The 13,002-nt window shown below is 67.0% G+C and carries 14 protein-coding genes; 5 read left to right on the plus strand and 9 right to left on the minus strand.

Going from position 1 to position 13,002, the window contains the following annotated elements:
- Position 1: 1 nt before the first annotated feature.
- Together JW805_02200 and JW805_02205 are read right to left on the minus strand one after the other, a co-directional pair.
- Positions 2-412 carry a DUF2147 domain-containing protein gene (locus tag JW805_02200; protein MBN2970829.1) on the minus strand — a complete coding sequence of 137 codons (411 nt, stop codon included), beginning with the start codon at positions 410-412 and terminating at the stop codon, positions 2-4.
- A 37-nt stretch (positions 413-449) separates the two neighbouring features.
- The gene (locus tag JW805_02205; protein MBN2970830.1) at positions 450-944 is read right to left on the minus strand and encodes a hypothetical protein; all 495 of its coding nucleotides are present in this window, start codon (positions 942-944) and stop codon (positions 450-452) included.
- 163 nt (positions 945-1,107) lie between these two features.
- On the opposite strand from JW805_02205, the gene JW805_02210 reads away from it, so the two are divergent.
- The 3 genes from JW805_02210 to JW805_02220 are packed head-to-tail and all read left to right on the plus strand — an operon-like array spanning position 1,108 to position 4,163.
- A complete protein-coding gene (locus JW805_02210) occupies positions 1,108-2,019 on the plus strand; it encodes a 4-hydroxybenzoate octaprenyltransferase (GenBank protein MBN2970831.1) in 912 nt (303 codons plus the stop codon).
- A gap of 31 nt (positions 2,020-2,050) precedes the next feature.
- On the plus strand, positions 2,051-3,397 hold the full coding sequence (locus JW805_02215) for a TldD/PmbA family protein (protein ID MBN2970832.1): 1,347 nt from the start codon (positions 2,051-2,053) through the stop codon (positions 3,395-3,397).
- Entirely contained in the window at positions 3,390-4,163 is a 774-nt protein-coding gene (locus tag JW805_02220; protein ID MBN2970833.1) for a 3'(2'),5'-bisphosphate nucleotidase CysQ, read from the plus strand. The genes JW805_02215 and JW805_02220 overlap by 8 nt, the downstream gene beginning before the upstream one ends.
- A gap of 6 nt (positions 4,164-4,169) precedes the next feature.
- Here JW805_02220 and JW805_02225 read toward each other — a convergent pair whose 3' ends face one another.
- From JW805_02225 to JW805_02245, 5 genes are all read right to left on the minus strand, one after another.
- Complete coding sequence (locus JW805_02225; protein MBN2970834.1) at positions 4,170-4,337, minus strand: hypothetical protein; 168 nt, start codon at positions 4,335-4,337, stop codon at positions 4,170-4,172.
- The gene (locus JW805_02230; protein ID MBN2970835.1) at positions 4,318-5,430 is read right to left on the minus strand and encodes a hypothetical protein; all 1,113 of its coding nucleotides are present in this window, start codon (positions 5,428-5,430) and stop codon (positions 4,318-4,320) included. Before JW805_02230 ends, JW805_02225 begins: the two co-directional genes overlap by 20 nt.
- Before the next feature lie 110 nt (positions 5,431-5,540).
- Complete coding sequence (locus JW805_02235) at positions 5,541-6,248, minus strand: hypothetical protein (protein MBN2970836.1); 708 nt, start codon at positions 6,246-6,248, stop codon at positions 5,541-5,543.
- Between the two features lie 4 nt (positions 6,249-6,252).
- Positions 6,253-7,467 (minus strand): toxic anion resistance protein, encoded by a 1,215-nt coding sequence (locus tag JW805_02240; protein MBN2970837.1) that lies wholly within the window; start codon positions 7,465-7,467, stop codon positions 6,253-6,255.
- 99 nt (positions 7,468-7,566) lie between these two features.
- Positions 7,567-8,124, minus strand: coding sequence for an NAD(P)H-dependent oxidoreductase (locus tag JW805_02245; protein ID MBN2970838.1), 558 nt, complete (start codon positions 8,122-8,124; stop codon positions 7,567-7,569).
- A gap of 105 nt (positions 8,125-8,229) precedes the next feature.
- On the opposite strand from JW805_02245, the gene typA reads away from it, so the two are divergent.
- Together typA and JW805_02255 are read left to right on the plus strand one after the other, a co-directional pair.
- On the plus strand, positions 8,230-10,047 hold the full coding sequence (gene typA, locus JW805_02250) for a translational GTPase TypA (protein MBN2970839.1): 1,818 nt from the start codon (positions 8,230-8,232) through the stop codon (positions 10,045-10,047).
- Between the two features lie 210 nt (positions 10,048-10,257).
- Complete coding sequence (locus JW805_02255) at positions 10,258-11,181, plus strand: hypothetical protein (GenBank protein ID MBN2970840.1); 924 nt, start codon at positions 10,258-10,260, stop codon at positions 11,179-11,181.
- A 4-nt stretch (positions 11,182-11,185) separates the two neighbouring features.
- Here JW805_02255 and JW805_02260 read toward each other — a convergent pair whose 3' ends face one another.
- Both JW805_02260 and JW805_02265 read right to left on the minus strand, forming a co-directional pair.
- On the minus strand, positions 11,186-12,478 hold the full coding sequence (locus JW805_02260; GenBank protein ID MBN2970841.1) for a sorbosone dehydrogenase family protein: 1,293 nt from the start codon (positions 12,476-12,478) through the stop codon (positions 11,186-11,188).
- Positions 12,475-12,897: a hypothetical protein gene (locus JW805_02265; protein ID MBN2970842.1), complete on the minus strand. Its 423-nt coding sequence runs from the start codon at positions 12,895-12,897 to the stop codon at positions 12,475-12,477. Before JW805_02265 ends, JW805_02260 begins: the two co-directional genes overlap by 4 nt.
- Between the last annotated feature and the right edge of the window lie 105 nt (positions 12,898-13,002).

Genomic DNA, 13,002 nt, shown 5'->3' on the forward strand with positions numbered 1-13,002 from the left:
ATCACTTCTTGCCGGCGACGCGCGTCCACACCTGCTGCTTGCACCCCAGCCGCCCGAACAGGCAACCTTCCCCGACCAGCGTGTTGGCGCCCTGCAGCGTGATCGTGCCGGAGAAGCTGCGGTCGAGGTCGGGAACGTACACTTCACCCTCCCACACCCCGTCCGCCCCTTGTTCGAAATTGCGGAACAGCTGCGCACCGACCAGCCGGCCGCCGCGCTCGGCGACATCGGCCTTGGCCTTGGCATTCGCCCAGACGACCGTCCCGCACATCGCCCCGCGACCGCACGGTGCGGTACGGATGTGGACGCTGTTCGCGGCATTCCTCCAAACGCCTTGCCACTTCGGCGGCGGGGCGGAGGCGGCGGGCGCGGCGATCAGGGCGGCGGCGATAGCGGCAAGGGCGATACGCATGGGGCGGACTTTCCAAACGACAGACGTGCCGGCCTGTTTACCCGGCGCGCTTGAACAAGGCCTGTCCGACGCGAGAGTTCCGTATCGCCTGTTCGTCGCATCCGCTGAGCGCACGGTAGCGGCCGCCGGCCACCCGGTGGAGGAACAGGATTGTCCGCCGGTGCGATCGGATCGTGATGTCGCAGCTGTTATCCAGGACGACGCAGCCGCTCCGTTCGACACGGGTTTCCCGGCCGATCAGGGTCGGCGCAAAGCCCGTACGCCCTTTCAGGATGCGGTGCACCGTGATCGCCCGGTCCGCGGAGATCGCTTGTCCGAAGCCGAACAACCGCGGACTGCCGCAGGCGGTCCGGTGCCACCAGGACACGTCGCCGACGGTCGCGTCGACGATCAGGTCGGCCGCACCAAAGGCTCTCGCGCCCTGTGCATCGATGTCGGCCTGGGTCTGGCCGATCGCACACAGGCAGGCTTCGGCGGCCGGCGCAGCGATGCAGCCGATAGCGGCAATGATCGTGACGAACGGGCGCGACATGGTGTGAAGCTAACCGGAACCTGCACCGTGGCAAGCGGCGCCACGAACCATTTTCCTACATCGCCGCAATCTGCCACAGATCGGGCATGGCCTGTCATCCGACTCCCTTGTGGCACCGATCGATAGGCGCGCCACACGTCTCAACTTTCTCAACTTACGCGCGATGACCAGCGCCCAGATCGTCCCCGATACCGAACACCGCGGGCTGGTCGGTCGCCTCCCGCCGCGGTTGCGCGCCTATGCGCTGCTCGCCCGGTTCGACCGGCCGATCGGCTGGTGGTTGCTGTTCTGGCCCGGTGCCTGGGCGGTCCTGCTTGCCGGGGGCTTGCAGACGCGCTGGCCCCTGATCCTCTGGTTCCTGCTCGGCAGCATCGCGATGCGCGGGGCAGGGTGCGTCTATAACGATATCGTGGACCGCGATCTCGACCGACAGGTGGCCCGGACCGCCAGCCGGCCGGTGGCGAGCGGAGCGGTGTCGGTGAAGGCGGCATGGGTCTGGTTGGTGGCGCTCAGCCTCGTCGGGTTGGTCGTTCTGCTTCAACTGCACCTGCCCGCTGCGATCGTCGCGCTGGCCAGCCTTGCCCTTGTCGCCGCCTATCCCTTCATGAAGCGGATCACCTGGTGGCCGCAGGCGTGGCTGGGGATGGTGTTCAGCTGGGCGGCGCTGGTCGGCTGGGTCGAGGTGACCGGTACCTTGAGCCTGGCGGGCGCGCTGCTCTACGCCGGGTCGATCGCCTGGGTGATCGGCTACGACACCATCTATGCGCTGCAGGATATCGAGGACGATGCGATGGTCGGCGTCCGATCCTCGGCGCGGGCGATGGGCCCGCGGGTGCGGGGCGGAGTGGCGGGTTTCTACGCCGCCGCCATCGCGCTGTGGGCCGGTGCGGTGTGGGTCGTGCGGCCCGACCCGCTGGCTTTTGTCGCATTGATCCCGATCGCGGCGCATCTCGGTTGGCAGGTCGCGACCCTGAAGCCGGAGGATGGAACGAATGCGCTCGGCCGCTTTCGGTCGAACCGCAATGCCGGGCTGTTGATGGCACTGGCGTGCGCATCCGTCGGCACGGTGCTTTGACCTTGGCCGGCCGGCTCCCTACCTGCGCTTCATGTTGAGTTCGACCCAAGCCACCGACGTCGCCCACCGCATCGTCGAGCGTGCCCGCGCAGCCGGCGCCGACGCCGCGGATGCCGTCTTCGTCGCTGACGGATCGACCGCGGTCCAGGTGCGCGACGGCGTGTTGGAGGATGTCGGCCGGTCGGAAAGCGCCGAGCTGGGCCTGCGCCTGTTCGTCGGCAAGCGGTCGGCGAGCGTCTCGACCTCCGACCTGTCCGACGATGCGCTTTATACGTTGGTCGACCGCGCGGTCGCGATGGCGCGGCTGGCGCCCGAGGATCCCTGGGCCGGCCTGGCGCCCGCCGAACGGTTGATGAAGGGGACGGCGCCCGATCTCGATCTCGACGACGGCGGCGATCCGGCGCCCGACACGTTGAAGGCGCGCGCGCTGGCAGTCGAGGAGGCCGCACGCAGCGTCACCGGGGTCGGCAAGAGCGACGGCGCGAGTGCGTCCGCCTCGCGGGTCGTCATCGGGCTTGCCACCAGCCACGGCTTCGCCGGTGGGTACACGCTCAGCAGCTATGGCCAGTCGGCATCGATGCTCGCCGGGCCGACCGGCGCGATGGAGCGCGACTATGCCGCGCACAGCGCCCGCCACCAGAGCCTGCTCGAAACCCCCGAAGCGACCGGGCAATTGGCGGGCGAGCGCGCGGCGTCGCGGGTCGGGGCGGGGCGGATTGCCGGCGGCGCGATGCCGGTGGTGTTCGACCGGCGTCTGTCCGGCGGGTTGCTGGGCGCGTTGCTCGGTGCGATCGCGGGGCCGGCGATCGCGCGGCGCACGAGTTTCCTGCTCGACGCGATGGGCACCCGCATCTTTCCCGCCGGGATCACTATCGTCGATGACCCCCACCGGCCGCGGGGGCTTCGCTCGCGGCCGTTCGATGGCGAGGGCCTGCCGGTATCGCCGACCGACATCGTCCGCGACGGCATGCTCGAGACGTGGCTGCTCGACAGCGCATCAGCCCGGCAGTTGGGGCTGGAACCGACCGGCCACGCGACCCGCGGCGTCGGATCGGCGCCCGGCGTCGGGGCGACGAACCTCTACATGGCGGCCGGCCATGTGCCGCGCGACACGCTGATCGGGGAGATCGATCGCGGCGTGTTGGTGATCGAGACGATCGGCCACGGCATCAACGGCGTGACCGGCGACTATTCGATGGGCGCGGCGGGCTTCCTGATCGAAAACGGCGAAGTGACGCGTCCGGTCAGCGAATTCACCATCGCCGGCAACCTGAGGGACATGTTTGCTGCGGTCACGCCGGCGAGCGACCTTGAATTCCGTGGCAGCATCAATGCACCGACGCTGCGGATCGACGGCATGACGGTCGCCAGTGCCTGACCGGCTCGCCGCTATCGCTGCCGCCGCTCAGGAGGCGGGGGCGCTCGCCATGCGACGCTGGGACGAGGGGTTCGAGACCTGGGACAAGGCGCCCGGACACCCGGTTTGCGCCGTCGATCTGGAGGTCGACGCGCTGCTGAAGTCCCGGCTGGCGGCGATCGACCCGGATGCAGCCTGGCTGTCGGAGGAGACGGTCGACGATCCCGTGCGGCTCGGCAAGCGCCGGCTATGGGTCGTCGACCCGATCGACGGCACCCGCGACTATATCCGCCGCCGCATCGGCTGGTGCGTGTCGGTCGCGCTGGTCGAGGACGGTCGCCCGGTCGCCGCGGTGCTCGCCGCTCCGGCGCGCGACGAACTGTGGAGCGCGACCGCAGGCGGCGGTGCGACCCGCAACGGCACGGGCCTGCGCGTCGCTGAGCGGACCATACTCGCCGGCAGCCGTGCCCCGACCGACAGCCTGCCGCGCGAGGACCGCGACCTGGTCGCCGTCGCCAAGCCCAATTCGATCGCGCTGCGGATGGCGATGGTCGCCGCGGGCGAGGCCGACCTGCTCGCGACGCTACGCTGGGGCAACGAATGGGACATCGCCGCCGCCGTCCTGATCGCGCAGGAAGCCGGCGCGACGGTGACCGATGCGTTCGGCGGGCGGCTGGACTTCAACACCACGGGCGCGAAGGCGTTCGGCGTGCTGGCGACGGCGCCGGGCATCCACGCCGCCGCGGTCGAACGGCTGGCCGAGCGCGCGGCGAAGGCGGCGGGGTAGCGGGCGTCAAGGCGTGGGTGTCGGATCCTGCACGGCGTAGCGGATCGGCACGTTCGGCAGGTAGAGCTTGGGCGGTGCCTGTCCGGCGGTCACCAGCACCTGGTCGACCGGGATCGTATCCTCGCCCTCCGAAGCGATATACGCCTGGATCAGCCTACGACCTTTCGTCGGCAAATATTTGGTGGGTACCCGCGTCGCCGCCCATCACCCGCATCCACTCCGGGCGGCCATCGATCAATTGTAGCGGCGGATGGACGATCTGCAGGTCGTTGACGCTACGATATTCGCCAAGCACCAGCGGCGTCGCTCCATCGAACAACACGACGGGGCGGTTTTTTACCTTCGACCGGGTGAGCGCGTGCAGCGCGAGATTGCCCGATCCGCTGTCGTTCAGCATCGTCTGCTCAATCGTCAGCGGATCGATCCCCGTCATAGCCTTGACCCGGCTCGCCATCCAGCGCGTCTGGCCACCGTCACCGTCCGGCACCGGGGCTTCCATCGCGTGGTGGAAGCCGACGTAGAGAAACAGCTTCGACCTGGGATTCGCCTTCAGCATCCGGACGATCGCGTCCGCCTGATCCTGCTCGCGCTGCGCGATCCGCTCGGCCGGGCTGCCGGCGCGGTCGTGCCGGGTCGTCTCATAGGCGAATGGTCGATAACCAAGCGCGAGCGACTGGCGGACGAAGTCGGCGAACACCGGGTCACTCGTGTAATAGCCGGTCATCCGGCGCACGAAGCCGTCGTGTGCCATCCGCGCCCTGTCCGCCTGTGCCCGGTCCGGATCGGGGTCGTGGCTGAAAGTTTCGGCGCCCAGCAGATCATAACCCAGAGGGCGGAGCGCGCGGGCAACCTCCAGAGCGAAGGCGCGGTCGCGTGGGGACGCGTGATCCTCGTTCAGGATGACGATCCGGGTTGCCTTCGCCCGCTCGGCGATGGTCGCGATGGCGTCGCGCGGTGTTGCGGTGGCGATTCGGGCGACGCCGGGGTCGTCCTGGTCGACGGGGGACAAGCTGACGCCCGGTGGGGCAACCGCGGGGGCGGGGGTGTTGGTCAGCACGCCCTGCAGTTCCGCCCAGCGATCATAGGCCGATCCGGGTTTCGGCTTGCCCTGCGCGTCGAAGGCCAGGACGCGCAACAGCGCATCCGCCTCCATCAACCGGCCGCTCGCGCGGGCGTTCATGGCATCGAGCTCGCGCTTGTCGATCTGCTGCGCCCCGCTCGGCGCGGCCAGTGCGAAACAGGCTGCTGCCATCATCCACCGCGACATGTCTTTTCCCCATCGACCTCGTTGGGTCGATTCATCACCTCGCGAGGAGCAGGTGGTCAAGCGTACTGATGTGGATCAGCAGTATTGCGCGATTGTCCGCGCGAACGGGCTCACCCCTCCAGCCCATCCTCGCGGTAACGGATCTGCAAATACCGCTCGCGCGTCGACAGCCGGTCGAGGTCGCCCTGTGCCAGGCTCGCCGACATCTCGCCGATTTCTTCCTCGATCAGCTTCAAGCCGTCGGCCAGCTGCTGATCCGGCGTACGACCGTTGCGCGGCACGCGGCGTAGCGGTTCGGGGACGGCGGTGTACCCCTTGACCAATTCGGGCAGCTGCTCGCCGATCAACTTGCGCAGCTCGACCGCGACCGGTGCGCCGTCATCGAGCGCGGTCAGTTGGGGCCCCAGCGAATCGAGCCGGACGCCGATCGCGTCGACCAGCGTCTGGGCGGGCGCGGGCAGGGCAGGGCGCTGACGGTCGAGCCAGGCTTCGGTTTGCAGGGGCAGGGTGCGCAAAGGCGCGGACGGCAGCATTTCTGCCTTTACCTCGGGCGCGCCGGGAGCGAACGCCAGCACCACCGTCGCGGCGATCAATAGCGCCATTACCGCCAGCGCGCCGAACATGCCGAGCGGAATGAAGAAGCCGACGACCGTCGCCGCAACCAGGATCAACGCATCGACGATCGCGATCCGCGCGATCCGCTTGCCGATCTCGCTCTGTCGGGCCTTGCGCGACCGCACCGACGCGCCCCGCGAGTTGCTGCGCGTACGGTCGATCACTTCGGACGAGCGGGCGATTAGGTCGTCGACCTCGGACATACGCTCAGAGCGATTCGAGCTTGAACTGATCGGTCGCCGGGCCCGACAGCTTGGCCTGCGCCTGCCCCTCGGCGCGCGCGATATAGCCCTTCGACTTCTCGACTTCGTTCGACAGCGTGTTGACCGTCGTCTTCATGCTGTCGAGCGCCTTCAGCTTGAACACGTCGATCGCGTCCATCGTGTCGTAGATGTTCTGGAACGCGCGCTGCAGCGTCTCGATGGGGATGGTCGAGGCGGCGGCCTGTTCGTGGATCTGCGCGGTCTGCGACTTCAGCAGCTTACCCGTAGAATCGATGATGTTCGCGGTCGTGGTGTTGAGCGCGGTGATCTGTTCGAGCACCAGCTTCTGATTGGTCAGGGCCTGCGCGACAGTAACTGCGGTACGCAGTGCCGCGACCGTCGTCGTGCTGGCGCGATCGACGCCCTTCACCAGTTCGACATTGTTCTTCTTGACCAGATCGAGCGCGAGGTAGCCCTGCACGGTCACCGCCATTTGCGTCAGCAGGTCCTGCGTGCGCTGGCGGGTGTAGAACAGCGCCGTCTCGCGGATCGCCTTTGCCTTGGCGGGGTCGGTGTGATCGAGCTCGTTCGCCTTGTCCTCGAGCGCCTGGTCCATCGTCTTCGACAGATGGATCATCTGTTCCAGGCGCCCCATGGCGTTCCACAGATTCTGCCGCTCGACGTCGATCGCGGCATTGTCCATAAGCAGCTCGTCCTTGCCGCTCGCCAGGCTCTTCAGGATCGTCGAGATATGCGTCTGCGACGATTTATAGCCGTCGAAATAGTCGCGCATCTTGTTGCCGAACGGGATGATGCCGAACAGCTTCTTCGACGTCATCAGATTGCCCTGCTTGCCAGGATCGAGGTCCTCGATCGTCCGGCGCAGTGCGGCAAGATCGGCGCCGACGCCACTGTCCTTGTCCATCGCCTTGACGGGTCGGTCGAGGAAACGGTTCGACTGGCCGGCCGCCTCGCGGATTTCCTTCGCACCCATCGCGGTGATCGCATCGACGCGCTTGCCGAATTCGGGAGAATTGACGTCCTGCGCGACCAGGTCGGTGACGAAGCTGTCGACGCGCTCCTCCAGCTTCGACTTGGTGCCGGCATCGACCGGAACCAGCCCCGCGGCCTTTTCCGCCTGCACGGTCGGCACCGGATCGGGCGGGGTCAGCGTCAGCGTCGGTTCGGCAGTCTTGGTCTCGGTCGCAGTCGTCGCCATCATCATCTCCAACGGGGGCGGCCCGGTAGGGTCATTTCTGGCCCGACCCGCCGCCGCCTGCAACTGTGATATAAGAATAATACACGGAAGCGCCAATCCCTATCGGGCGGACCGGAGCGCCGTCGCCCACCAGACGAGTTCATCGACAACTCCCTTCAGCCGGCGCGAATCGGCCTCGTCGCCCAGGAAGCGCTCGCCGTCGCGCTTCTTGCCGGCGCCCTGGAGGTGCAGGGCGTTCGCCATCGGCGCCATGCCCAAGGCGATCGCGACACTCTGCAATTGTTCGACCGCGCGGGCGCCGCCCATGCCGCCGTGCGCGACGAAGGCGACCGGCTTGCGCGCCCATTCGCCGTAGACGTGGTCGAGGGCGTTCTTCAGCACCGGGCTGATGCCGTGATTATATTCGGGCGTCACGATCAGATAGGCATCGGCACGGCCGACGGTCGCCGCCCAGGCATGCTGATAATCGGCGACATAGGCGGCCGCGGGCGGCTTCGACACCGACAGCATCGGCAGGTCGACGTCCTTCAGGTCGATCAGCTCCGGCGCAAGATCCTCCCGCGCGGCGAGAACGTCCATCGTCCAGTCGGCGATCGGTTTCGACAGACGTCCTTCGCGGATGCTGCCGACGATGATGTGAACGCGGATCGGATCCATCGCAAATCTCCTTCGTCGAACATGGTCTAGTCGCAGTGCAGCAATTCGGCTATGGGCGCGCCTGCGAACGCCTGCGACTAACCGCGGCGCATCCCGGGATTTTCGATGAACCTCCGCAATATCGCCATCATCGCGCACGTCGATCATGGCAAGACGACGCTGGTCGACCAGCTGTTCCGCCAGTCGGGCACGTTCCGTGACAACCAGCGCGTCGAGGAACGCGCGATGGATTCGAACGACCTCGAGAAGGAGCGCGGGATCACCATTCTCGCCAAGCCGACCTCGATCGAGTGGGAAGGCACGCGGATCAACATCGTCGATACGCCGGGCCACGCCGACTTCGGCGGCGAGGTCGAGCGCATCCTGTCGATGGTCGATGGCGTCGTTCTGCTGGTCGATTCGTCGGAAGGCGCGATGCCGCAGACGAAGTTCGTGACCGGCAAGGCGCTGGCACTGGGCCTGCGCCCGATCGTCGTCGTCAACAAGGTCGATCGACCGGACGAGCGCATCCAGGAAGTGCTGGACGAAGTGTTCGATCTGTTCGTGACGCTGGATGCGACCGACGAACAGCTCGACTTCCCCGTCCTCTACGCCTCGGGCCGCAACGGTTACGCCAGCGAAGATCCCACGCGCCGCGAAGGCACGCTGGAGCCGCTGTTCCGCAAGATCGTCGACCATGTCCCGCCGCCGAACCTCGACCAGGAAGCGCCGTTCAGCTTCCTCGTCACGCTGCTCGACCGCGACAACTTTCTCGGCCGCGTGCTGACCGGTCGCGTCCAGTCCGGCGTCGTCAAGGTCAACCAGCCCATCCATGCGCTCGACATGGACGGCAAGGTGATCGAGACCGGCCGCGCTTCGAAGCTGATGAGCTTCCGCGGCCTCGACCGCGTACCGGTCGAGGAAGCGCGTGCGGGGGACATCATCTCGCTCGCGGGCTTGAGCGTCGCGACCGTGTCGAACACCATCGCCGATATCAGCGTGACCGAAGCGATCCAGGCGCAGCCGATCGATCCGCCGACGCTGTCGATGCGCTTCGCCGTCAACGATTCGCCGATGGCGGGCCGTGAGGGGTCGAAGGTCACCAGCCGCATGATCCGCGACCGCCTGGAGCGCGAAGCGGAATCGAACGTCGCAATCAAGGTTACCGAGAGCGCCGACAAGGACAGCTTCGAAGTCGCCGGCCGCGGCGAACTTCAGCTGGGCGTGCTGATCGAGACGATGCGCCGCGAGGGCTTCGAACTCGGCATCAGCCGCCCGCGCGTGCTGTTCCGTGAAGAAAACGGCGAGAAGATGGAGCCGTACGAGACGGTCGTCATCGACGTGGACGAGGAGTTCTCCGGGACCGTCGTCGACAAGATGAACCAGCGCAAGGGCGAGATGACCGACATGCGCCCGTCGGGTGGCGGCAAGACGCGCATCACCTTCTCGGCCCCGTCGCGTGGCCTGATCGGCTATCACGGCGAGTTCCTGTCCGACACGCGCGGCACCGGCATCATGAACCGGCTGTTCGAGAAGTACGGCCCGCACAAGGGCTCGATCGAAGGCCGCAAGAACGGCGTGCTGATCTCGAACGGTGCGGGCGAGGCGCAGTCCTATGCGCTGGGTCCGCTCGAAGATCGCGGCATCCTGTTCGTCGGCCACGGCGAGGCGCTGTACGAGGGCATGATCATCGGTGAGAACGCCAAGACGGAGGACCTGGAGGTCAACCCGATGAAGGCGAAGCAGCTCACGAACTTCCGCGCGTCGGGCGGCAAGGACGACGCCGTCCGCCTGACCCCGCCGAAGAAGATGACGCTGGAGCAGGCGATCGCCTACATCGACGACGATGAGATGGTCGAAGTGACGCCGACGAAGATCCGTCTGCGCAAGCGTCACCTGGATCCGCACGAGCGCAAGCGCGCGAGCCGCGCGAAGGCCGCCTGAGCGTAGTCGCAGCATAGCTGCGGCCGGCGCCATTCAGGCGGCCCGGCCGGCCTCGCTATTGCGAGGACCGACGACGCGGCTCTGCCGCGGCGGACAAATACCAATAAGCGGCCGGCCCAACAGCCGGCCGTTTTTGTTTCCACTCTCGACAATCGAAAGTGTCTCGACGCATCCTGCTGACTCTATCGGGGGGATGGGATGCCGAGCGGAGTGTTTGCCGTGCTGGCCGAGGTAGCCGCGACGCTGACGCTCGACGCGCGCGACACGGCCGTTGCCTGTCCGGCCCTCGCGACCGAAGACGTCGTAGTATGCGCCCGGCGCGACACGCCGACGACACGATTTCCGATGCGCTTGGAGGGCACCAGCGGTGTGCTGCTGATCGAGCCGGGCGGCCCGAGGAACCTGCGGTGCAACCTGGACTTCATTCTCCGTGCGAAGTTGAAGGGGCGTCGGCTCCACCGTTTCGGCTTCGTTGGATCTCAGGATGTCGTGGGTTCGGCAATCCTGGCTTCCGTTCAGGTCGCGGGAAGACGCGACACCGTGTCGGCTTCTTGGGCGGACGGGAGGTCGGTTCGAAGCGCGGACTGTTCGACCGGTCCTGCGATCCTGCGTTCGAAAGTCACGCGATTCCTGCTGGGACCTAAGCGAGCAAATTCGACGGAGCATGTGCTGCCCTTCAGCACCTTTCGCACAGACCGCGTGTATGCCGATGTTCCGATCGGCCGCGGAAAGATCGCTGCCCGGTTCGAACTAGACCATGACATCAACCTTCTGACGGCGCCTGCTGCGCGGCTGGCTGCGCCTGTCCTCGGCGGGTCGACCACGGGACCGGCGTATTTGACGATGGTACTTTGGGGCATACATCGGAGAGTACGCCTGTTTCAAACGCAGCGACCGCTGTTGCTCGGCGGCCATGCGCTCCGGGATCTCTATGTCCGCATCGAAGACTATGGGCAGGCGAACGGTTTGCGCGCAATTGATCCGAAGACCGCGGATAGCGGGGACATCGTGGCAAAGGCCAAGCACGTGAAAGACGATGGTCCACCGCTGCTTCGGGTCGGTCGTAGCGGACTCACCGGATGTGAATCAATCACGGTAGACGAGCGCCGACGCAAAGTTATTTTGGTCTGCTGACGCGTCACCCGCCGCTCGGCGCCACCCGCCAGATCGTGTTGGCGAGATCGTCGGCGATATACAGCGCGCGCCGCTGCGGGTCGAACGCCACGCCCACCGGCCGTCCGCGCGCCTTTTCGCCGGTGATGAAGCCGGTCGCGAAGTCCTGCGGCGGACCCGCCGGGCGGCCGTTCGCGAAGGGAATCCACGTCACCTTGTAGCCGGCCAGATCCTGACGGTTCCAACTGCCATGTTCGCCGACGAAGGCGCCGTTTGTGAAATTGCCGCCGAAACCGCCGTTCCGCGCAAAGGAGATGCCGAGCGCGGCGACGTGGCTGCCCAGCGCGTAGTCGGGACGCACCGTCCTTGCCACCGTGTCCGGCCGCTGCGGATGGACGCGCGGGTCGGCATTTTGGCCCCAATAGGCGTAGGGCCAGCCGTAGAAGGCGCCGGGGCGCACCTGGGTCAGGTAATCGGGCACGAGGCGCGGTCCGAGTTCGTCGCGTTCGTTGACGACCGCCCACAGCGCGCCGGTTTCGGGATTGATGTCGAGCGCGGTCGGATTGCGGATGCCGGTGACGAGCGTGCGGCGCGCGCCGGTCGCCGCGTCGATCTCCCAGATCACCGCGCGCTCCTCCTCGACCTCCATGCCGCGTTCGCCGACATTGCTGTTAGAGCCGATGCCGACATAGAGGCGTCGGCCGTCGGGGCTGACGGTCAGCGACTTGGTCCAGTGGTGATTGACCTCCGACGGCAGCTTCGTGATCCGCTCGCCGCGCGTCAGCCGGGTCGCGCCGTCCTGATAGGGAAAACGCAGCAGATCGCCCTGATTGGCGACGTAGACATAGCCGTTGGCGAACGCGAGGCCGTAGGGCGCGTCGAGGTCGCTGATGAACACCGTCCGCACGTCCGGCCGCCCGTCGCCGTTGGTGTCGCGCAACAGCGTCACGCGGTCGCCGCCCTTCACGCTGGTCGTGCCGAGACTCTTGATATAGCCCGCGATCACATCCTTCGGGCGCAGTTTCGGCGCGTGACCGCCGCGTCCTTCCGCCACCAGCAGGTCACCGTTGGGCAGCACCAGCATCTGGCGCGGGATGGCGAGGTCGGTGGCGATCGCGGTTGCGGTGAAGCCCGCCGGCACGGTCGGCACCGCATCGCCCCAGCCGATCGGCTTGGCGATCTTCATCGGCGGGACGAGCGTCTGGTCCTGCGCGGGCAGCTGTGGCTCGGCCCCGGTCTGGTTCAGATCCTTCGGCTGGCCGCCGCAAGCGGCGAGCGCGACGGGGAGGGCGAGGGCGACGAGCGTGCGTGGGGTCATCGGACCATCTCCCGATCGACGGTAGCGGAAAAGCCGATCCAGCCGGCGACGAGGATCAGTCCGGTCGACAACAGCGAGAGGATCAGCCCAGCGACGCCGACCGACGCCCAGGCGTCGCGGCTGTGCTGGAAAGCGTTGACGAGCCCCAATACCCACGCGACCGCCACACACGCGAAATACAGGCGCGCCGGCCCGCGGTTGCGCCGACGGATCAGCAACAGCAGCGACCAGAGCAGAACAGGCCCACCGAAGATCAGCGCGAAGGTGATCATCCAGGCGGCGAAGTTCGACCACTGCATCTCGGCCGAGTTGAGATAGGTGATGTCCGCCGCCAGCGCGCCGGTGAATAGCGCGATGGGAAAGGCGAGCAGGATCGCGTGGAGCGGGTGCAGGAGACCCGGACGGGACGTGGCGAACATCGGCGAACTCTCCGGTACCATCCAGGTCGGACGGCTCGGAGAAGGCAATGTGCGGGAAGGGGATTGGTTGCGTTTCGACCGCCGCCAACCACCAATCCCGTTCGT

Source organism: Roseomonas aeriglobus (assembly GCA_016937575.1).
Lineage (GTDB): Bacteria > Pseudomonadota > Alphaproteobacteria > Sphingomonadales > Sphingomonadaceae > Sphingomonas > Sphingomonas aerigloba.

Coding starts and splice junctions, on each gene's coding strand:
- JW805_02200 (MBN2970829.1), bottom strand. CDS start 412: ATGCGTATCGCCCTTGCCGCTATCGCCGCCGCCCTGATCGCCGCGCCC.
- JW805_02205 (MBN2970830.1), bottom strand. CDS start 944: ATGTCGCGCCCGTTCGTCACGATCATTGCCGCTATCGGCTGCATCGCT.
- JW805_02210 (MBN2970831.1), top strand. CDS start 1,108: ATGACCAGCGCCCAGATCGTCCCCGATACCGAACACCGCGGGCTGGTC.
- JW805_02215 (MBN2970832.1), top strand. CDS start 2,051: ATGTTGAGTTCGACCCAAGCCACCGACGTCGCCCACCGCATCGTCGAG.
- JW805_02230 (MBN2970835.1), bottom strand. CDS start 5,430: ATGTCGCGGTGGATGATGGCAGCAGCCTGTTTCGCACTGGCCGCGCCG.
- JW805_02235 (MBN2970836.1), bottom strand. CDS start 6,248: ATGTCCGAGGTCGACGACCTAATCGCCCGCTCGTCCGAAGTGATCGAC.
- JW805_02240 (MBN2970837.1), bottom strand. CDS start 7,467: ATGGCGACGACTGCGACCGAGACCAAGACTGCCGAACCGACGCTGACG.
- JW805_02245 (MBN2970838.1), bottom strand. CDS start 8,124: ATGGATCCGATCCGCGTTCACATCATCGTCGGCAGCATCCGCGAAGGA.
- typA (MBN2970839.1), top strand. CDS start 8,230: ATGAACCTCCGCAATATCGCCATCATCGCGCACGTCGATCATGGCAAG.
- JW805_02260 (MBN2970841.1), bottom strand. CDS start 12,478: ATGACCCCACGCACGCTCGTCGCCCTCGCCCTCCCCGTCGCGCTCGCC.
- JW805_02265 (MBN2970842.1), bottom strand. CDS start 12,897: ATGTTCGCCACGTCCCGTCCGGGTCTCCTGCACCCGCTCCACGCGATC.